This is a genomic window from Alphaproteobacteria bacterium, assembly GCA_040218575.1.
Taxonomy (GTDB): domain Bacteria; phylum Pseudomonadota; class Alphaproteobacteria; order JAVJRE01; family JAVJRE01; genus JAVJRE01.
Genome location: JAVJRE010000003.1, coordinates 390,063 through 409,634 on the forward strand (window position 1 = coordinate 390,063; position 19,572 = coordinate 409,634).

General features: G+C 64.3%; 13 protein-coding genes, 2 other RNA genes and 1 pseudogene. 9 read left to right on the forward strand and 7 right to left on the reverse strand.

Annotated features, from left to right (window positions below; translation table 11 throughout):
* Positions 1 to 155 precede the first annotated feature (155 nt).
* The 3 genes from rnpB to RIE31_05555 all read right to left on the reverse strand — a co-directional run bounded on the left by rnpB (position 156) and on the right by RIE31_05555 (position 2,042).
* Positions 156 to 533, reverse strand: an RNA gene (rnpB, locus tag RIE31_05545) — RNase P RNA component class A.
* 32 nt (positions 534 to 565) lie between these two features.
* Entirely contained in the window at positions 566 to 1,285 is a 720-nt protein-coding gene (locus RIE31_05550; protein ID MEQ8640061.1) for an N-acetylmuramoyl-L-alanine amidase, read from the reverse strand.
* Positions 1,286 to 1,310: 25 nt separating this feature from the next.
* Positions 1,311 to 2,042 (reverse strand): J domain-containing protein, encoded by a 732-nt coding sequence (locus RIE31_05555; protein MEQ8640062.1) that lies wholly within the window; start codon positions 2,040 to 2,042, stop codon positions 1,311 to 1,313.
* A gap of 261 nt (positions 2,043 to 2,303) precedes the next feature.
* On the opposite strand from RIE31_05555, the gene RIE31_05560 reads away from it, so the two are divergent.
* On the forward strand, positions 2,304 to 5,648 hold the full coding sequence (locus tag RIE31_05560) for an AsmA family protein (GenBank protein ID MEQ8640063.1): 3,345 nt from the start codon (positions 2,304 to 2,306) through the stop codon (positions 5,646 to 5,648).
* 52 nt (positions 5,649 to 5,700) lie between these two features.
* Here RIE31_05560 and fumC read toward each other — a convergent pair whose 3' ends face one another.
* The 3 genes from fumC to ssrA all read right to left on the reverse strand — a co-directional run bounded on the left by fumC (position 5,701) and on the right by ssrA (position 8,359).
* On the reverse strand, positions 5,701 to 7,155 hold the full coding sequence (gene fumC / locus RIE31_05565) for a class II fumarate hydratase (protein ID MEQ8640064.1): 1,455 nt from the start codon (positions 7,153 to 7,155) through the stop codon (positions 5,701 to 5,703).
* Between the two features lie 130 nt (positions 7,156 to 7,285).
* A complete protein-coding gene (locus RIE31_05570; protein ID MEQ8640065.1) occupies positions 7,286 to 7,912 on the reverse strand; it encodes a ClpXP protease specificity-enhancing factor SspB in 627 nt (208 codons plus the stop codon).
* A gap of 106 nt (positions 7,913 to 8,018) precedes the next feature.
* Positions 8,019 to 8,359, reverse strand: a transfer-messenger RNA (tmRNA) gene (gene ssrA / locus RIE31_05575).
* An 88-nt stretch (positions 8,360 to 8,447) separates the two neighbouring features.
* Here ssrA and thyX point away from each other — a divergent pair.
* Entirely contained in the window at positions 8,448 to 9,386 is a 939-nt protein-coding gene (gene thyX, locus RIE31_05580; protein ID MEQ8640066.1) for an FAD-dependent thymidylate synthase, read from the forward strand.
* Positions 9,387 to 9,392: 6 nt separating this feature from the next.
* Here thyX and apbC read toward each other — a convergent pair whose 3' ends face one another.
* A complete protein-coding gene (gene apbC / locus RIE31_05585; protein ID MEQ8640067.1) occupies positions 9,393 to 10,550 on the reverse strand; it encodes an iron-sulfur cluster carrier protein ApbC in 1,158 nt (385 codons plus the stop codon).
* Positions 10,551 to 10,856: 306 nt separating this feature from the next.
* Here apbC and hflK point away from each other — a divergent pair, with 306 nt between their 5' ends.
* The 7 genes and pseudogenes from hflK (at position 10,857) to ilvC (ending at position 19,372) form a co-directional block, all read left to right on the forward strand.
* Complete coding sequence (hflK, locus tag RIE31_05590; protein MEQ8640068.1) at positions 10,857 to 11,975, forward strand: FtsH protease activity modulator HflK; 1,119 nt, start codon at positions 10,857 to 10,859, stop codon at positions 11,973 to 11,975.
* Positions 11,972 to 12,841: a protease modulator HflC gene (locus RIE31_05595; protein ID MEQ8640069.1), complete on the forward strand. Its 870-nt coding sequence runs from the start codon at positions 11,972 to 11,974 to the stop codon at positions 12,839 to 12,841. Before hflK ends, RIE31_05595 begins: the two co-directional genes overlap by 4 nt.
* A gap of 254 nt (positions 12,842 to 13,095) precedes the next feature.
* Complete coding sequence (locus RIE31_05600; GenBank protein ID MEQ8640070.1) at positions 13,096 to 14,562, forward strand: DegQ family serine endoprotease; 1,467 nt, start codon at positions 13,096 to 13,098, stop codon at positions 14,560 to 14,562.
* Positions 14,563 to 14,649: 87 nt separating this feature from the next.
* On the forward strand, positions 14,650 to 15,642 hold the full coding sequence (gene miaA / locus RIE31_05605) for a tRNA (adenosine(37)-N6)-dimethylallyltransferase MiaA (GenBank protein MEQ8640071.1): 993 nt from the start codon (positions 14,650 to 14,652) through the stop codon (positions 15,640 to 15,642).
* 234 nt (positions 15,643 to 15,876) lie between these two features.
* Entirely contained in the window at positions 15,877 to 17,664 is a 1,788-nt protein-coding gene (locus RIE31_05610; GenBank protein ID MEQ8640072.1) for an acetolactate synthase 3 large subunit, read from the forward strand.
* A 57-nt stretch (positions 17,665 to 17,721) separates the two neighbouring features.
* Entirely contained in the window at positions 17,722 to 18,225 is a 504-nt protein-coding gene (gene ilvN / locus RIE31_05615) for an acetolactate synthase small subunit (protein ID MEQ8640073.1), read from the forward strand.
* A gap of 109 nt (positions 18,226 to 18,334) precedes the next feature.
* Positions 18,335 to 19,372 (forward strand): annotated as a pseudogene (gene ilvC, locus RIE31_05620) (ketol-acid reductoisomerase).
* Positions 19,373 to 19,572 lie beyond the last annotated feature (200 nt).

Genomic DNA, 19,572 nt, shown 5'->3' on the forward strand with positions numbered 1-19,572 from the left:
GCCGCCGTGTTCCTGGTATGTTCGCGAGGAAGGCCGGCGGGACTCACGGCCACAGGCCGGTGGCAGGCGGTCGTTATTCTCGTAACGTACTGTTTATAAAGAAATACGTGGATTCAGAGACGCGGCCGATCCGGCTGCTCCGCAAAGGGCAAAGGGGTGCCAGATGGCCTGTAAGCCGGGTTCTGTGCCCTGACGGGCGATGGCCATTCATCTGGGACATCCGTCGCCGAATGTCTCATGCAACCTACCCGGGTGACGGCGCGGAAACCGCCTGCGAACCCGAAGGTCCGACAGCCACCCCTATTCGGTCTTGCTCCAGGTGGGGTTTGCCGTGCCGCGCCCGTTGCCGGCCGCGCGGTGCGCTCTTACCGCACCCTTTCACCCTTACCGGTGGCCAAAGCCACGCTGGCGGTTTGCTTTCTGTGGCACTTTCCCTGGGGTCGCCCCCGCCGGGTGTTACCCGGCACCTTCTTTCCATGGAGCCCGGACTTTCCTCACCCACCCGAAGGGGGTGCGGCCATCCGGCCATCTGGCTGGATTTATGTAAGAATTACAAAGGGTTCTGTCAAGAAGTCCGATCTGCCATCCAGAGCAGGCGGCCACTGGTCTGGTCATCAGCCCGGCCATCGATGCGCCACGGCCGGAAATGGCTCTGAAAGGCGGCAACCGCCCGCTCGACCGCGGCTGACGCCCGCCCGTTGTCCGGTACGTCATAGCCGATCCGGCGCAGCGCGGCCTGCAGGTCTTTCTGCCGCAGGTGGCCGGCGGTGGCATCGTCCGGCGGCCACAGGCCGATGCCTGCCGCCGCTAGCTGGCGCCATGGAAAGGCTTCGCCCGGGTCCTGTTTGCGGCCGGGCGCGACATCTGCATGACCGAGTACCCGCGACGGCTCTATGGGATGGCGCGCCTGCACACTGTGACACAGGCGGATCAGGCTGTTGATCTGGGCTGCGGGAAAGGGGCGGTAGCCGAACTCATGACCGGGATGCGCCAGTTCGATACCAATAGAGCAGCCGTTGATGTCGGTGCGGCCGCGCCAGAAGCTGACGCCGGCGTGCCAGGCGCGGCAGGAATCGGCGACCAGTTGCCATGTGCCGCCGTTTTCATCAATCAGGTAATGGGCACTGACGCTGGCCCGTGGGTCGCACAAACGATCAAGCGCGGCGGCTGCGCTGGTCATGCCGGTATAGTGGATGATCAGGGTATCAATGGCCTGGCCGGCCGGGCGCTGGTTGAAATTGGCCGATAACCGCAGGCGCAGAGGTGGTGGATGCGAGACGGCCATGTGTGCGCTGCCCCGGTTTCGGGGTTCAGGCGGCGCGCTTGTCGGCGCGCAACCGGGCATAGGCCTGATTGACCCGGGCCAGGGCCCGCTCAGCCGCCTTGATCTGCTCCGCCGTGACGCCGTCCAGGCCAAGCCCATCGGGGTGGAACTGGCGGACGCGGCGGCGCCAGGCGGCCTTGACGTCACCGGTCGGCGCGGTCGGCGACACACCCAGAATCTGATAGGGATCCTCGCCAAGCCCTGGCGAGCGGGCGGGTCGGGCCAGACATGCCGCCAGATCATCCTGGCCAAGCTCCAGCGCGGTGGCCAGCGCCGCCATGCGGCTGCGCCACGCGGCACCGCGCGCCGTGGCCGGCACCAGACTAATCGCAATCCGCAGCACGCCGCGGCGCACCTCCGCCTGGGCCGGCGAATCGGCGGGAAAGGCACGGCGCAGGACGCGGCCATGGTGCGCCAGATCGTCCGGCCGCGGGCAGCCCAGGGCAAAGGCGGCGCGCAGCCGCACATCAGCCGGCGGCAAGGCAAAGGCGGCCAGCCCGTCTATGGGCTGATGACTGTCCCGCAGACCTGGTGTGCCCACGGCGAAGCCGGCGACCGCGGCCAGCGAATGGGCGACGCCGTTGTGACGCCGCACGTCCTTTTGATGGGTGCGTCGTCGCTGCCAGTGCAGGCCCGCCAGCCCCAGACCGGCGCCAAGGGCGCCGCCAGGCAGGCCGGCGATGGTCAGACCCGCCATAACCACTATGGCAAGCAGCATCGACCGACGAACAATCGATGCGGACACTGGTGAGGGGCCGGGTCGTTGCGAGCCGGGTGGGCGAATCATGGTCTGCACCCTATACCGAAGAAGGACCGCCGGTGAATCCACAAAATTGAATCCGGTAAGTTGCTCCCCTTTATTTGTCAGATGGAAAACGGTCTGCCGCCATGGTCTTGCCGCATCGCACCGCTAGGCTAGGCTGCCAAGCGGTACTGGAACCTGCGGGGTAAGCCCGGGGTAAGCCGGAGTTGGGGTCTCATGCGACGTATTGCCATTGCTGCCGGCGCTCTTGTCGCCCTGGTCATCATCGCCTTGCTGGTGGGGCCATTCTTCTTTGACTGGAACCGGTTCAAACCGGAAGTCACGGAAAGGGTCGCCAGCGCCACGGGGTATCGCCTGGAGATCGCAGGCGACCTGTCATTGCGCCTGCTGCCGGCGCCGGCGCTGGTGGCCCGTGACCTGACACTGCATGGCGCAGCGGCGCCAGGCGGGGATTCAACGCAGCCGCTCGCGGCAATGAAGGCGCTGCAGTTGAGTCTGGTCTGGTCTGATCTTCTGGCTGGCCGCATCGCCATCGACCGGGTTGTCCTGGTGGAGCCGGACATTCAGCTCGTAGCGTTGCCATCAGGCGGCGGCAACTGGTTGCCCGAAGAGACGGCCAGAGCCAGAGACGCCGCCGCCGGCGGCCTGTCTGGCGACGGCGCGGCGGCAGAGCGGTCCGGCCCCGCTTTGTCCATCGCCGGATTCGCCGTTGAAGATGGCAGGGTCAGTTATGTCAATGGCGCGACAAGCCTTGTGGCGCAGGCGATAGATATCAGCGGTTCGCTGGACAGTCTCGTCGGCCCTGTCACGGTGAACGGCGACCTGCAGCTCAACGGCGAGACGCTGGACATCCGGCTGATGGTCGGCGGCTTGGCCGATTCCGCCATACCGGTGCAGGCCCGCTTCGCTACATCGTCTGCGGAGGTGCGCCTTGACGGCGCCATCCACGGGCTGGACAGCGTCACACCGGCGTATCGCGGGTCGCTCGCTGTGAACGCCCGCTCATCCGCCGACGGCATTGCCCAGCTATTGGCGTTGGCCGGTGTGACGCCGCCCACGCTTGGTGGTCTTGATGACCCCCTGTCGCTCAGCGCGGATATGGCTGGCGATGCCGCGGGCATCACTTTGAACAGCGTTCAGTTCGAGGTGGACGGGACCCGTGGCACCGGCGCTGTGCTGGTGGCTTTGGGGTCGCCGGCACAGGTGGATGTGGCGCTTTCGCTTGATCGCATCAATGGCGATTCCGTGCTTGCCAGCATAATATCAGCGACCCGTATCCGGTCAGACGAAAGCGCGTCCGGCGGGTCGTCCGGATCGGTTTCCGGCGGCGGCCAGACCGGCTCCATGGCGCATGGACCGTTCGCTGGTTTGGGTGATTTGCCGGTCACGGGCTCTCTGTCTCTGACCATAGGCTCGATGTCGTGGCGCGACGGGCTGGTGAGTGACATCGCGCTGGACGCGGCATTGCGACCGGGTGGCCTGCAGGTCAGCCGCGTGTCCCTGAGGCTGCCTGGCGAGGCAGTGCTGAATACAAAAGGCAGCGTGACCGCGCGTGACGGCGTTGCCATGGACGTGCAGGTGCAAGCCGCAAACCTTCAGGCCACCCTGGCCTGGCTTGGCGTAGACCGCGCCAGCCTGCCGGCCCATGGTTTCCGCTCCGCCCGGTTGGCATCAACGATTCGCTATGACGGAACACAGCTTGCGCTTGACGGAATGACCGGCGCGATCGACGGCACCGCGCTGTCCGGTACGGCCCGCATCGACCTTTCCGGCGCGCGGCCGTTGGTTGATCTGACTGCTGAATTCGGCACGCTCAATCTCAATGACTATATTGGCGACCGTGGTAGCGGTGGCGACGCGGCCGCCGCCGCCGTGCGGCAGGATGCAGAGTCGCGGCAGGCGAGCCCGTCCGGGGTTTTGCTGGTGCCGGCCATGGCCCCATTGCCGGCAGACTTAGCGGCGGAAATCCGCGTACAACGTCTAGTAGTCGGTGACGTGGCGTTGACGGACCTGTCGCTGAGCGCGTCGGCGGACAGCCAGATGGTCACCATCACGACCCTGCAAACAGAGATCCCGGGAGGCCGTCTGTCGGCCAGCGGGCAGATCGCCGGCCTTGGTCCGACACCCACCGGCCAGGCGACGTTTTCCGTCGCCAGCAGCGATCCGGCGGCGCTTCTTGCCGGGCTGGGTGTGACACCGACGCCTGGCATACAGCAGGCCGGCCGCATGGACTTGTCCGGCGCCGTGCGCCTTGACTCTGCGGCGGTTGAAGGCCTGATGACGCTGACCCTGGGGCAGGGCTCGGCGACGGTGGACGGGCGCATCGGCGACCTGGCGGCGATGCGTGACATTGCGGTTTCCGTGGTTGCTACGCACCCGAACCTGCCAACACTGCTGGCCGGCGGCAAGGGCCAGGCCGGGCCCGGCCAGGCCGCCAGACTGACGGCGCAGATGTCCGGCGATGCAACGGCTCTGACATTTACGACGCTGTCTTTTGCTCTCGCAGACAATGTGATCGACGGCAGCGGAGAGGTTCGCCTGCCGGCCGGTGGTCGGCCCGACGTGCGGCTTGACCTGACCGGCGGCACACTCAATCTCAACCAGTTGACCAGCGCCAGCCAGGGTTCGGCGCGTGGTGCGACATCGGGCGGAGGCAATAGCGCCACGGCTGGTGCCGGCGGCGCTCCGTGGTCCGACGATCCCGTCATTCCGCAATGGTTGAACGCGGTAGACGGTCGTCTGTCCGCACGGTTGCAGGGACTAATCTACGGCCAGATTCTGATTGAGCAGCCGGCCGTGATGGCACGGCTCGCCGATGGCGCTCTGACAATCGAATCGCTCACCGGCACGGTCTTTGACGGAACGGTGTCGGCCAGCGGCCGGCTCAGCGCCGGGCGCAATCCTGGCGTTGCGGCGGATGTCACCCTCGATGGCCTGCAGGTGCGGGATGCCCTGTTTCAGACGGGCGGCCTGGATGTGGTGGCGGGCGTTGCGCACATGACGCTGTCGCTTGCCGCACAGGGCGTGTCCAGCCGCTCGCTCGTCAGGTCGCTGAACGGTAATGGCGCAGTGCAAGTCAACGAAGGCGTGGTTCAGGGTGTTGACCTCGGCGCCATCAGTGCCCGCCTCGCAGAGGTCAACAGCATTGTGGATCTGGCCGGCGTGATCGGCCAGACCAGTGCGGGAGGCGAGACGCCCTTCGAGTCTCTGTCAGCCAGCTTCACCGTGGCAGACGGCGTGGTCTCCAGTCAGGACATCCGGCTGGACGCGCCGGACGGATTTGGCACAGGAACAGTACGGGCTGACCTGCCGCAGTGGCAGATGGCTTTGCGGATGAATTTCGGTCTGGCGCTGCACAGCGACGCACCGCCGCTGGGTGTTGAGTTGAGCGGTCCCATCGATAATCCACGACGCATTTTTCACACGGACGATCTGGCCGGCTATCTGGCGGCACAAGGTGTCGGACGACTGCTGCGCAAGGTGGCGCCGCAGGGCGATGCGAGTGGGGAAGAGTCCCAACCGCTGGGCGGCATTCTCAAGGGCATTCTCGGCGGCAACTAGCGGCCAGCCCAGCACGGACCGCCGCCACGCGGACCATGTCCGCCCCCGCCGGTCAGTCGCCGATCAGCTTCGGCGGTTTGGGCGGTCTGGGACCGACCATGTCTTCCGGCCGTACCCAGGCATCGAAATCCTCGCCACTGACATAGCCCAGAGCCACGGCTGCCTCGCGCAGCGTGGCGTCCGTCTCATGGGCGGACTTGGCGATTTTCGCCGCCTTGTCATAGCCGATATGCGGCGTTAGCGCCGTCACCAGCATCAAAGAGCGCTGCATCAGATCATCGATACGCGCCTGGTTGGCCGTGATGCCGGTTACGCAATTGTCGGTGAAGCTGACGCTGGCGTCTGCCAGCAAAGCAATGGATTGCAGCACATTGTAGATGATAACCGGCTTGAAGACGTTGAGTTCCAGATGCCCCTGGGCGCCCGCAATGGTGACCGCCGTATGATTACCCATAACCTGAGCGGCGACCATGGTCATGGCTTCGCACTGGGTCGGGTTGACCTTGCCCGGCATGATAGACGAGCCGGGCTCGTTCTCGGGAAGATTGATTTCACCCAGGCCGCTGCGTGGCCCGGACGCCAGCAGGCGAAGATCGTTGGCAATCTTGTTGAGGCTGACGGCGATGGTGTTGAGGATGCCGGACACCTCGACCATGGTGTCATGGGTGGCAATATGCTCGATGGCATTGGCCGCGGCGGTAAACGTCATGCCGGTATAGTTGGAAGCCGCCGCTGCGAACTGCGCGCCGAAGCCATAGCTGGTGTTGAGCCCGGTACCGACCGCCGTGCCGCCCTGCGGCAGTTCCCACAGGCGCAACTGCGCCCAGTTCAGGCGCGTCAGCGCAGACCGCATCTGCGCGGCGTAGCCGCCGAACTCCTGACCGAGGGTCAGTGGAGTTGCATCCTGCATGTGAGTGCGCCCGATCTTGACGATGCCGGCGAACTCTTCGCTTTTCTCGCTCAGCGCACGGTGCAGCTTGTCCAGCGCCGGAACCAGCCGCTTGCGGATTTCCGTCACCGCGGCGATATGCATGACAGTCGGAAAGCTGTCGTTGGACGACTGGCTCATATTGACGTGGTCATTGGGGTGGACCGGCGCTTTGGCGCCGCGTTTGCCACCAAGAATCTCACTGGCCCGGTTAGCGATCACTTCGTTGGCGTTCATGTTGGTCTGGGTGCCGGAGCCTGTCTGCCAGACCCGTAGCGGGAAATGGTCATCGAGCTTGCCTTCCGCCACTTCTTCCGCCGCCATGACGATGGCATCGCCGATTTCGCTCTTCATCAGGCCCTGGTACATATTGGCCTTGGCCGCACATCGCTTTTGCACCCCGAAGGCGCGTATGACCGGCAAGGGCATGATTTCATCGCCGATGCGGAAGTTCTGTAGTGATCGCTGGGTCTGGGCGCCCCAAAGCCGGTCGTCCGGCACCTCAACCTCACCCATGGAATCGCTCTCGACCCGGTGTGTCTGATCGGTCGAAGGGCCTGCCTTGTCATCTGTCGGCATCGGGTCAGTTCCTGAGAGTGAAGACGGAGTGGCGTTAAGAAATACTACGCCGCAGGCGCGTCATGGTCGTGGTCGCCCCGGCACGAGTCAAGACGGCGGCGTTACGGAAACAGCCGCAGTGCCCGCAGGCCTATTTGCGTTTGCGAAAGGTGTCCAGATGCACAACTTCACCGCCCGCAGCGGTTTCGTCCGGCACTTCGGCCGCCGCCTCTTTGTCGGATGGGCCGGATGGGCCGGATGGACCAGACGGAGGAGGGGCCGGTTCGGTTGCATTGCCATCCTGCGTCCCATTGCCGACCAGGAGGGGTGATTCGCCTGAAGCGGGCCGGTCTGTCTGTCCGGCGCCGGTGAACTGCAATCCGAACTTTACCGATGGATCGACGAACGATGTCAGCGACGTGAACGGAACGGTCAGACGTTCGTGATTGCGATTGAAGCTGAGCGTTACGGAGAAAGCCTCATCACTGACCTCCAGGCCCCAGTACTGGAACTGAAGGACGATGGTCATTTCGCCGGGGTGGCTGGCCCGCAGATGATCAGGAATTTCGACGCCCGGGTGATCCGTCCGGAAGGTGATGTAGAAATGGTGGTCGCCGGTGAAGCCGTCTTCCGCTACCTGGGCAATGCTGGTTCGCACAACGCCACGCAGCGCCCTGTCCACCAGAGTGTCATAATCCAGATAGGCGTCGGTCATGGCCAGCTCGCTGCGGCGCAGGGTCAATCGGATCGGCGTCCCGGTATGCAGAGTGCGGGACATGGCCGGGTTATGAAATACTGTATCCGCTGCGACGGGATGTCGAGGCTTGTCCGCCGGACCCGTGGCCAATCGCCGGCTGGTTGGCCCAGGATGAAAGTGGGGGAAGGTTGGGGGGCTTCTGTTGCCCGGCGCCCCCCGGGCCGCGCTTACCGATGTCCGGTTAAGGACTAGGCAGCGAGAGCCAAGTCGTTATCGTTGGCACTTCTAAAACGGCCCGATAACGGCGGTACCATGCCGGGCAAAAACCATGTCTTTACACGCGCGTCGATCCTATTTCGCCCCCGTAGAGTGCCGCCGGAGCCCTGTTTGTCGGGATCGGCGGAAACGGTGGTGGAGGCGCCGGGTACTGCCCCCGGGTCCGCTGCGGTTATTCCACATGGCGTTTATCACCATAGTCGGTTCCCCGACGTCCCTAATATAGGGACTGTGGCGCTGAATCGGAAGAGGCAGGTATGGTGCGCCGGCTTTTAGGAGGGTGCCGGCGTCCGATTGGCGCAGATGCACCCCCAGATCAACCGCGAGGCAGACACGGCCCATGGCGCTGACGCCTGAACAAGAGCAGGAAATCGAGGATAATCGGCGGCACAAGCAGGAAACGCTCCGGCCGACCGTCGTGGCGCTGGAGGATGTCCTGTTTCAGGCGGTGCCGGTCCTCGACCACGGCTTCGTGCGCCTGATCGACTATATGGGTGACGATGCCGCCATTGTGCAGGCGGCGCGGGTGTCTTATGGCGCCGGTACGCGCCATGTGCGGGAGGATCGCGGCCTGCTGCGCTACCTGCTGCGCCATGCCCACACCACACCGTTCGAAATGTGCGAGATCAAGCTGCACGTTAAGCTGCCGATCTTCGTCGCCCGCCAGTGGATTCGTCATCGCACGGCAAACGTCAATGAGCTGTCGGCCCGCTATTCCGTTCTGGATCGTGAGTTCTATGTGCCCGCAGCCGAAACCTTGGCCCGCCAGTCGCAGTCAAACCGGCAGGGTCGGGGTGAGATTCTGCCGGCCGATCAGGCGGCCCATGTGCAACACCTTTTGCGGGCTGATTCCGAAGCGGCCCATGATCGTTATGAATGGCTGATGTCAGAGGGGGCGGACGATGGCTCCGCGCCGGCAGGCCCGGGCCTGGCCCGTGAGCTGGCCCGCATGAGCTTGTCGCTCAACTACTACACCCAATGGTACTGGAAGATCGATCTGCACAATCTTCTGCACTTCCTGCGGCTGCGTATGGACCCGCACGCTCAGTACGAGATCCGCGCCTATGGCGACGCCATCGCGGCCATCGTCGCCCGCTGGGTTCCACTGACCTGGGAGGCGTTCTCCGATTACCAGGCCAATGGGTTCAGGCTGTCGGCAGGGGCCCTGGATGCGGTGCGCCGGATGCTGGCCGGCGAGGCGGTGGATGCCGATTCGTGCGGCCTGTCGCGGCGCGAATGGTCTGAACTGATGACCGCGCTTGGCCGACCCGCCGATTGAGAGACGCTAGCTGACGGTGATTTTCGGGGCTTGGCGCGCGCCGGCGCCGATCAACCCGCCGACCTGGTTCCATACCTGGTTGGCAATGTCACGATAGGCCTGTGCCAGAGGACCATCAGGCGCCGTCGCCATGATCGGTGCCCCGGCATCGGAACCGATCCGGATATCCATGTTCAGGGGCACCTCACCAAGGAACGGCACCTTCAGCTTTTCCGCTTCTGCCCGCGCGCCGCCATGGCCGAAAATCCGACTTTCCTTGCCGCAGTGCGGACAGATGAACAGGCTCATATTCTCGACGATGCCGAGAACCGGAACCTCTACCTGGCGAAACATGTTGAGGCCCTTACGCGCGTCAATCAAAGCCAGGTCCTGCGGTGTGGAGACAATGACCGCACCGGTCAGCGGCACCCGCTGCGCCATGGTCAACTGAGCATCGCCGGTGCCGGGCGGCATATCCACCACCAGCATGTCCAGCTGACCCCAGTTCACGTCGCGCAGCATTTGCTCCAGCGCGCTCATGACCATGGGCCCACGCCAGATCATCGGCGTGTCTTCAGGCACGATGAATCCCATGCTCATGCACGATATGCCATGTGCACTGAGCGGAGTCAGGGTCTGGCCATCCTCGCTGATGGGCTTGTCCTTGAGGCCCAGCAGGGTCGGCACGGAGGGGCCGTAGATATCCGCGTCCATCAGGCCGATGCGCAAACCCTGAGCGGCGAGGGCCAGGGCCAGGTTGATCGCCGTCGTGGACTTGCCGACACCGCCCTTGCCGCTGGCGACAGCAACAATGGAGCGAACGCCGGGAACCAGCGCCTTCGGCTCGCGGTCACGGCCGCCGCCGACGGGGGCCGCGCGGTCACTGCCGCGGGGCGTCGGCTGCGCCGTCGCGGCGGCCGGCGGAGATGTCGTGGCAGGGGCGCCGGTGACCACCACGGTCGCCGACAATACCCCGTCAAGCTTGTCGACGGCCCGCTCGGCGGCGCGGCGCAGAGGCTCCAGGCGCGGCCGGCGGTCTGCCGGTGCATCGAGCGCCACATGTACATGACCCTCTTTGATGGTGATGGCGGATACCCAGCCCATGGCCACGATGTCCTTGCGCCCTTCGGGATCGATGACGCTGGCCAGCGCGGCCTTGATGTCTTGTTCGGCGATGGCGCTCATGACGATGTGATGGCCTGTGGGTGAGGGAGGCTGCGGGGTGGTCGGGCCGACAGTGTGTCGGCGGCTGTCACCTGATATAGGGCGGAGACCTGCGCTTGGAAAGCCGCGACGGGGTTCTGCCTGAGCCCGCGGTCTGCCGTGGTCGCCAGGCTCCAGGTTGGGTGCGGCGCCACATTCCACCGGGCCTGGCTACATTCCGGCAGGCGAGGATTGTATGACCGGGCCAGAGGTCGTAAAAGCTTGAAGTCCGCCGTGTTTTTTGATCGGCGATGACGCAACGCAGCAGCCGGTAGGGACAAAAACCATATGCCTTGGCGTAATCAGGGAGGTGGCGGACCATGGGGCGGCGGCTCCGGTGGAGGGGGCTCCGGCGGGCCGTGGGGCGGCGGCAGTGGCGGCCAGCAGCCCAATCTGGAAGATCTGATGCGTCAGGGGCAGGAGCGGTTTCGCCGCATGATGCCCGGCGGTGGTCGCCGCACGTTTGTTCTGGCCTTTCTTGCCATCCTGGCGCTCTGGCTGCTGTCCGGTTTCTATGTGGTGGAAACAGGCAAGCGCGGCGTCGTTCTGCTGTTCGGTCAGTGGCAGACAACCACGGAGCCCGGGCTGAATTACCGGCTGCCGGCACCGATCATGACTCATGAAGTGGTGGATGTTGAGCAGACGCGACAGATCAACATCGGCTTTCGCGGCACGGTTGATGCCGCCAGCCGCGGCGCCAGCCGTTCGATTGAGCAGGAAAGCCTGATGCTGACGTCTGACGAGAACATCGTCGATATGAACTTCACCGTGCAGTGGCGCGTCGATGAGCCCAGTGATTTTCTGTTCAACCTGCGTGACGTGGAAGGGACCGTCAAAATCGCGGCGGAAAGTGCCATGCGCGAGGTTGTCGGCCAGACTGCGTTCGAACGCGCGGTGACGGAAGATCGTGGCCCTATGGAGAACGCCGCAAAGACCCTGCTGCAGCGAATTATGGACGACTACAATGCCGGCGTGGTCATTACCGGTATCCGCATGGCGAAGAATGATCCGCCGGCACCGGTGATCGATGCCTTTCAGGATGTGGTCCGGGCGCGGCAGGATCGTGATCGCTTGCGCAATCAGGCGGAAGCCTATGAATCCCAGGTGGTGCCTGAGGCGCGCGGCCAGGCCGAGCAAATTCGCCAGCAGGCGGAAGCCAATCGTGAAAGGCTGGTTCTGGAGGCGGCCGGTGAAGCCGAGCGCTTCCGTGAGGTGCTGGAGGCCTACCGCACCGCGCCGGAGGTGACGATTCGGCGTATGTATCTGGAAACGATCGGCCGCGTTCTGGAGAACACCGACAAGATCATCATTGATCAGGGCGAAGGCGGCGTTATTCCCTACCTGCCCTTGCCACAATTGCAGCGGCAGTCCGGCGGCCAGACAGGCAGCGGAGGGACAAGCCCATGAAACGCGGTCTCCTGGCCATTGTCGGCGTCCTTCTGGTCGTTGGCGGCATAACCGCGCTTAGCGCGTTTTATGTGGTTGATGAGCGCGAGCAGGTCATTGTTCTGCAGTTCGGTAATCCCAAGCGGATTGTCGCCGAGCCCGGCTTGTACGTGAAATTGCCCTTTGTTCAGAATACTGTGCGCTATGACAAACGCACCTTGAGTCTGGACCCTGGTCCCCGGCAGATTCCTCTGGCGGACCAGCGGCGAGTGAATGTGGACGTCTATGTGCGGTATCGGATTACCGACCCGCTGCTTTTCTTCCAACGTGTCCGCACGGAGCGCAACTTTGATGACCGGGCCGTAGCCATTGTCGAGTCGGAGCTTCGTAATGTGGTTGGCCGGGTTCAGTTGTCCAACCTGTTGTCGGAACGGCGCGACCAAACGGTGACTCAGATCCGCGAGCGGGTGACCGAGCAGGTGGTTCCGTTCGGTACGGAGATCGTCGATTTCCGTATCGGTCGGGTGGACCTGCCGGAGGAAACCAGCCAGGCGGTTTACAACCGTATGCGTTCGGAACGCGAGCGGTTGGCTCGGGAATTCCGGGCCGTTGGTGAAGAGCAGTCGCGGACCATCCGGGCCCGGGCCGATCGCACCGCCGTCCGTACCGTGGCCGAGGCGGAGCGCGACTCGCAGGCCATTCGCGGTGACGGTGAGGGACAGCGTAACGAGATTCTCGGCCGCGCCTTTTCCGCCGATACCGGCTTCTTTGAGTTCTACAAGTCGCTGCAGGCTTATGAGCAGGCCTTCAAGGACGATGGAACCACCTCGCTGGTGCTTTCGCCGGACAGTGAATTTTTCAAGTATTTCAATAACCTGCCGCGCTGAGGACGGGATCGCGTCTCAGTCGTGCGCGGCGGCGTGATCGACTGTGAAGGCGCAGTCGCCCGCCGTCCGGAAACTGACACGTCTCGGCCACATTCTTCGCTAGACTATGGGCTGACCGATAAGCGCCGCCCGGGAGGTACCCCCGAGAGGCGGCGGTCGAACAGTCAGATTGTGGGAGTGGCGACGTGATATCTATACAGATGGCGCGAACCGGTACGCAGGCGGGACACTGCCCCGCGGCGACGGCAGTGGCCGTGCGAGGCCGGATACATGTGCGGCCCATTGCGGTGATGACCGGCGTTCTGGCGCTGGCCCTGATCTGGTCCGGCCTCGCCTTTGGCCGCGGCGCACCGGAAAGCTTCGCCGACCTGGCAGAGCAATTGCTGCCGGCGGTGGTTAATATCTCCACCACACAGGTGGTGTCCGGTCGCGGCCCGGCGCGAGGGCCCCTGCCCAGGGTGCCGGAAGGCTCGCCCTTTGAGGAGTTCTTCGATCAGTTCTTCAACAATCAACCGGGCGGCAACAGCCCGCCGCGCAATGTGACATCGCTCGGTTCCGGTTTTATTATCGATTCGTCGGGCATTGTCATCACCAACAATCATGTCATCGACGGCGCTACCGAAATCCGGGTTATCCTGCATGATGACCGGGTGCTGAACGCGGTGCTTGTGGGCAGCGATCCGAAAACGGATATCGCCGTGCTGCGGGTAGAGGCCGATGGCCCTCTGCCTGCCGTGGCATGGGGTGATTCCGATGTGTTGAGGATTGGCGACTGGGTCATGGCCATCGGCAATCCCTTTGGTCTTGGCGGTTCGGTCACCGCCGGAATCGTTTCGCAGCGCGCCCGGGACATCAATGCCGGGCCCTATGACGACTTCATTCAGACCGACGCCTCGATCAACCGTGGCAATTCCGGCGGACCTCTGTTCGATATGGATGGCGAAGTGGTCGGCATCAACACGGCGATTTTCTCGCCGTCCGGTGGCTCCATCGGCATTGGGTTTGCCATCCCGTCGGTCATGGCCAGGAATGTAGCCGATCAGATCCTGGAGCATGGCTACGCCCGCCGCGGCTGGCTTGGCGTACGAATCCAGAATGTCAGTGACGAGATTGCCGAGAGCCTGGGGCTGGAATCGGCCAGGGGCGCTCTCATCGCGGCAGTCTCGGAGAATGGTCCGGCGGCGGATGCCGGGATCAAGGTCGGCGATGTTGTGCTGCAGTTTGATGGCAAGGACGTCGAGGAAATGCGCCGTCTGCCGCGCATAGTGGCCGAGACGGCAATAGGCCGCAGCGTACCGGTGAGAGTCTGGCGCAATGGCGCGGCGCAAACGGTCAATGTCACGGTTGGCGAACTGGACGAAGAGCGGGTGGTCAATGCGTCCGTTCGCCAGCCCCAGTCATCATCGGGCGACACCGGCCATGTGGATTCGCTCGGCCTGTCGCTTGGCGATCTGAGCAATGAAGCCCGCCGCCAGTACGGGGTCGGTGCCGAAGTCGCCGGCGTTCTGGTGGTTGACGTGGCACCGGGCTCGCCGGCGGCGGACAAGGGGCTGCGGCCGGGGGATGTGGTGGTTGAGGTGGGCCAGGCCGAGGTTCGTTCCGTCGGTGACGTCAACCAGCGTATCGAAGAGGCGCGACAGTCGGGCCGGCGCGCCGTGCTTCTGCTGGTGGACAGGGACGGCGACCTGCACTTTGTCGCCATTCGCCTGGCCAGCGGCTGAGGTCGCCGGCTCTGCGCGGCTGGCCCAGGCAATGGCGCGACAGCCCGACCCGGGCCGGGCGTTAACGTGATTCTCCGCCCCAAGGTTATGCCGCCGGGCATACCCGTTATCGTAGTGGCCGGGCCGACGGCCAGTGGCAAGTCCCATCTGGGTCTGCGACTGGCTGAAGCGCTGGACGGCGTGGTGATCAACGCGGACAGCGTCCAGGTCTACCGCGACCTGTCTGTGCTCAGCGCCCGGCCCGATGCCGCCACATGCGCCCACCTGCCCCATCGCCTCTATGGCTTTGCCGCTGGCGACCAGCCGATCTCCGCCGCAACCTGGCTGGCCCTGGCGCAGCATGAGATAAAGGCCGCCACCGCGGCGGGACGTGTGCCGATCATCGTCGGCGGCAGCGGCCTCTATCTGGAGGCTCTGCTGTCCGGGCTGAGCGACATTCCCGATATTCCGGCAGCGGTCAGGCGGGACGCATGCCGCCGGCTGGATACTATGGGCCGGGAAGCCTTCTGCGCCTGGCTGGCGGGCGTGGATCCGGCAAGCGCAAGGCGCCTGCCGCCAGGAGACAGCCACCGCTTGCTGCGCGCCGCCGAAGTATGGTTGGCGACCGGCCGCCCGCTGTCCGATTGGCAGGCTGCAGGTCGCCGGGTACCGGTTGCCGGCGGCCGGCTGCTCGCTCCGCTTGCCTTGCTCCTCAGTCCTGACCGGACGGCTCTTTATGACGCGATCGAGCGGCGCTTTGACGCCATGATCGCCGCCGGCGCGTGCGACGAGGTGCGGCGCCTGGTCGGGCTCGGTCTTGACCGCCGCCTGCCCGTCATGCGGGCGCTCGGCGTGCCGCAGCTTATGGCCCATGATCAGGGCGAGCTGACTCTGGCCGAAGCGGTTGATGAGGCCAAAACCCGGTCGCGGCGCTATGCCAAACGGCAGATGACCTGGTTCCGGAATCGGTATCCTGTTGCAGAGGAGATGGTGTTCACGCAACTTTCGGAAAGTTATTTCGACATAATCGTTTCGAAAGTTCGTAGATGGCTGTTGACCCACCACTCGCCAGAGACTAGTTTCTCGCTTCCTTCGGGCTAGGAAGGGCTCAATTCCGCCATTCTGGGCGAGTTTGTCGCGAGCACGAAACGGTATCAGGTTCGGGCCGCTCACGGCCGGTCGGCGCGGGACGGAGACAGCAGAATAATGGCAACACGGAAATCCACGCCGGCGGCGGCGCGCAAGCGGACGGCGCCACGGCCCGCGGACGCATCCCGGCCTCAATCATCCCCTCCCTCCACGGCCCGGACGGCCGCGCGCCCGTCCAGAGCGCAGGTGAGGCCCGGCTCCGACGCCGCTACCGCGCCGGTGACGATGCAGGGTGCGGAAATCGTCATACGCGCCCTGGTCGATCAGGGTGTGGATGTGATTTTCGGCTATCCGGGCGGCGCGGTGCTGCCGATCTATGATGCCCTGTTCAAGCAGAACCATCTGCGCCATATCCTGGTGCGTCACGAGCAGGCGGCGGTTCATGCCGCTGAGGGCTATGCGCGGGCGACCGGTCGGCCGGGCGCCGTTCTTGTGACGTCGGGTCCGGGCGCGACCAACGCCGTGACCGGGCTGACCGATGCCCTGATGGACTCGATCCCGCTTGTTTGCCTGACCGGCCAGGTGCCGACCCATCTGATCGGCAATGACGCTTTTCAGGAGGCGGACACCACCGGCATCACCCGGCCATGCACCAAGCACAACTATCTTGTGAAATCGCCCGACGATGTAGGTCGTGTGATTCACGAGGCCTTTTATGTGGCCACCCATGGCCGGCCAGGCCCCGTGGTGGTCGATCTGCCCAAGGATGTGCTGCAGAAGGACGGGCTGTATCAGGGACTGCAGGCGGTGGAGCACCGCAGCTACCGGCCGCAGACACAGGGCGATTCCGCCGCTATCGCCAAGGCCATTGACCTGATGGCCAAGGCCAAGCGTCCGCTGTTTTATACCGGCGGCGGGGTGATCAACGCCGGCCCCGCGGCCTCGGCGACGCTGACGCGACTGGTGCAGGCGACCGGTTTCCCCATCACCAACACTCTGATGGGCCTGGGCGCCATTCCGGCGGACGACCCGCATTTCATCGGCATGGTCGGCATGCACGGCACCTATGAAGCCAATCTGGCCATGCATGGCTGTGACGTCATGATCAATATCGGCGCCCGCTTTGATGACCGGGTGACCGGCAATCTCGCCTATTTCTCGCCGGGATCCACCAAGATTCACGTGGATATTGATCCATCGTCGGTCAACAAGAACGTCCAGGTGGATTTGCCGATCATCGGCGATGCAGGCCTGATTCTGGATGAGATGCTGGCGTTGTGGCTCAAGCGCAAGCCGCCCCGCGACATGAAGACGCTGAAGGCCTGGTGGAAGCAAATCGCCGGCTGGCAGGACCGCAAGTGCCTTGCCTACCGCCAGCCGAAGACCGGCGCGATCAAGCCGCAATTTGCCATCGACCGGCTGAATGCACTGACCGCGAAGATGGATCCCATCATCACGACCGAGGTGGGCCAGCATCAGATGTGGGCCGCCCAGTACATGGATTTTCAGAAGCCCAATCGCTGGCTGACCTCCGGCGGGCTCGGCACCATGGGCTATGGCCTGCCGGCGGCGATCGGCGCCCAGGTGGCGTGGCCCGACCGGCTTGTGGTGGATGTCGCCGGCGAGGCTTCAATCCTCATGAACATTCAGGAGCTGTCCACCGCCGTGCAGCACCGCCTGCCGGTCAAGGTTTTCATCATCAACAATGAGTATATGGGCATGGTTCGCCAGTGGCAGGAGCTTCTGCACGGCGGCCGTTACTCCGAAAGCTACTCTGCTGCGCTGCCGGACTTTGTCCGTCTGGCGGAGGCCTTCGGGGCGACGGGGTTGCGGGTCAGCGACCCGGCAAAGATGGATGGCACTATCCGGCAGATGATTGAAACGCCGGGTCCAGTGGTCGTGGACGTCTGCGTCGACAAAGCGGAAAACTGTTTTCCAATGATTCCGTCCGGCGCGGCGCACAATGAGATTCTGATGGGGCCTGATGATCAGGCGACGCGTCAGGTGTCCGAAGACGGCATGGTGCTTGTCTGAGCAAGGGCAGGCGGACGGCCACAGATTTACGGGCCCTAGAGGCCGGGGAGACAGGGCGTGGACGATGTCAGGCAACACACGATCTGTGTGCTGGTGGAGAACGAGCCCGGTGTTCTGGCGCGGGTCATCGGGCTGTTTTCCGGACGAGGCTACAATATCGACAGCCTGACCGTGGCCGAGGTGGACAGCGCCAACAGCCTGTCCCGCATTACGGTGGTGACCTCCGGTACGCCCATGGTCATCGAACAGATCAAGGCGCAGCTTGGTCGCCTGGTGCCGGTCTACAAGGTCCAGGATCTGACGCTCAGTGGCCCGCATGTGGGGCGGGAACTGGCCCTGGTGAAGGTCGCGGGCACCGGCAACAAGCGGGTTGAGGCCTTGCGGATCGCTGACATTTTCCGCGCCAGAGTGGTGGACAGCACTATCCGCTCCTTCGTTTTTGAGATGACGGGCGCGCCGGAGAAGCTGGATGCCTTCATCGCGCTGATGGCCCCGCTCGGACTGGTGGATGTGTCGCGCACCGGCGTCGTCGCCATTACCCGCGGGCCGGAGGGCCTGTAGGCCGCCACCGGTAGGGCGGCGGTTATTGCCGCCATCTGGCTTCTACGCGAAAAAGGCTCACTGATATGGGGCGCCCGACGGCGGTGGTGATCGCCGCGGAAAGCAAAGCAGGAAAGGACAGAGGCAGATGCGGGTCTACTATGATCGCGATGCGGACGTAAATCTGGTCAAGGGGCAGAAAGTGGCCATCATCGGCTATGGCAGCCAGGGCCACGCCCATGCCGCCAATCTGCGCGACAGCGGTGTGGCGGACGTCGCCGTCGCCCTGCGGCCGGAGTCGGCCAGCGTGGCCAAGGCAAAGTCTGCCGGCTTCACGGTCATGGACGCGGCTGAGGCGGCGCGCTGGGGCGATGTGGTGATGGTGCTGGCTCCGGACGAGGTGCAGGGCGACCTCTACCGCGAGCATCTGGCGCCGAACCTGAAAGAGGGTGCGGCTATAGCCTTCGCCCACGGCCTCAACATCCATTTCAATCTGATTGCGCCGCGGCCGGACCTCGACGTCATCATGATTGCGCCGAAGGGCCCCGGCCACACCGTGCGGGGCGAATATGAGAAAGGCGGCGGCGTACCCTGCCTGCTGGCGATCCATCAGGACGCCACGGGGCGGGCCAAGGAAATCGGCCTGTCCTATGCCTCGGCCATCGGCGGCGGACGGGCGGGCGTCATCGAAACCACCTTCCGCGAGGAATGCGAGACGGATCTGTTCGGCGAGCAGGTGGTGCTGTGCGGTGGTCTGACCTCTCTCATCACCGCCGCCTTCGAGACCTTGGTGGAGGCCGGCTATGCGCCGGAAATGGCCTATTTTGAGTGCCTGCACGAGGTCAAGCTGATCGTCGATCTGGTCTATGAGGGCGGCATCGCCAATATGCGCTACTCGGTCTCCAACACCGCGGAATATGGCGACTACACCCGTGGTCCGCGCATCATTACGGACTCCACCAGAGCCGAAATGCGTAAGATTCTCAAGGAGATACAGTCCGGCACCTTCACCCGTGACTGGATGCTTGAGAACAAGGTCAGCCAGACCAGCTTCAAGGCGATGCGGGCCAACGGCGCGGAGCACCCGATTGAAGAGGTGGGCGCCCGGCTACGCGGCATGATGCCGTGGCTTTCGTCCAACCGCCTGGTGGACAAGAGCCGCAACTAAGCGGCCTTGCCGCTGGCCTGATCAGCGGCCTCCGTCACGACAGCCCGGTCAGGCCGCGAAAAACATTGCGGACCCGGGCCGTAAGCCTCTAAACATAGCGTGTTAACCACGCTCCGGGCCCGCGATACACTGGTCGTTAACCATTCCGGAGCCAGATTGTCCAGGCCATCCCAGAGGGGTGGCGGGACGTAATACGCGAG

What these genes read in the sequence shown, in the direction of transcription:
- RIE31_05550 (MEQ8640061.1), bottom strand. Translation starts at nt 1,285, where the DNA reads ATGGCCGTCTCGCATCCACCACCTCTGCGCCTGCGGTTATCGGCCAAT.
- RIE31_05555 (MEQ8640062.1), bottom strand. Translation starts at nt 2,042, where the DNA reads ATGCTGCTTGCCATAGTGGTTATGGCGGGTCTGACCATCGCCGGCCTG.
- RIE31_05560 (MEQ8640063.1), top strand. Translation starts at nt 2,304, where the DNA reads ATGCGACGTATTGCCATTGCTGCCGGCGCTCTTGTCGCCCTGGTCATC.
- fumC (MEQ8640064.1), bottom strand. Translation starts at nt 7,155, where the DNA reads ATGCCGACAGATGACAAGGCAGGCCCTTCGACCGATCAGACACACCGG.
- RIE31_05570 (MEQ8640065.1), bottom strand. Translation starts at nt 7,912, where the DNA reads ATGTCCCGCACTCTGCATACCGGGACGCCGATCCGATTGACCCTGCGC.
- thyX (MEQ8640066.1), top strand. Translation starts at nt 8,448, where the DNA reads ATGGCGCTGACGCCTGAACAAGAGCAGGAAATCGAGGATAATCGGCGG.
- apbC (MEQ8640067.1), bottom strand. Translation starts at nt 10,550, where the DNA reads ATGAGCGCCATCGCCGAACAAGACATCAAGGCCGCGCTGGCCAGCGTC.
- hflK (MEQ8640068.1), top strand. Translation starts at nt 10,857, where the DNA reads ATGCCTTGGCGTAATCAGGGAGGTGGCGGACCATGGGGCGGCGGCTCC.
- RIE31_05595 (MEQ8640069.1), top strand. Translation starts at nt 11,972, where the DNA reads ATGAAACGCGGTCTCCTGGCCATTGTCGGCGTCCTTCTGGTCGTTGGC.
- miaA (MEQ8640071.1), top strand. Translation starts at nt 14,650, where the DNA reads ATGCCGCCGGGCATACCCGTTATCGTAGTGGCCGGGCCGACGGCCAGT.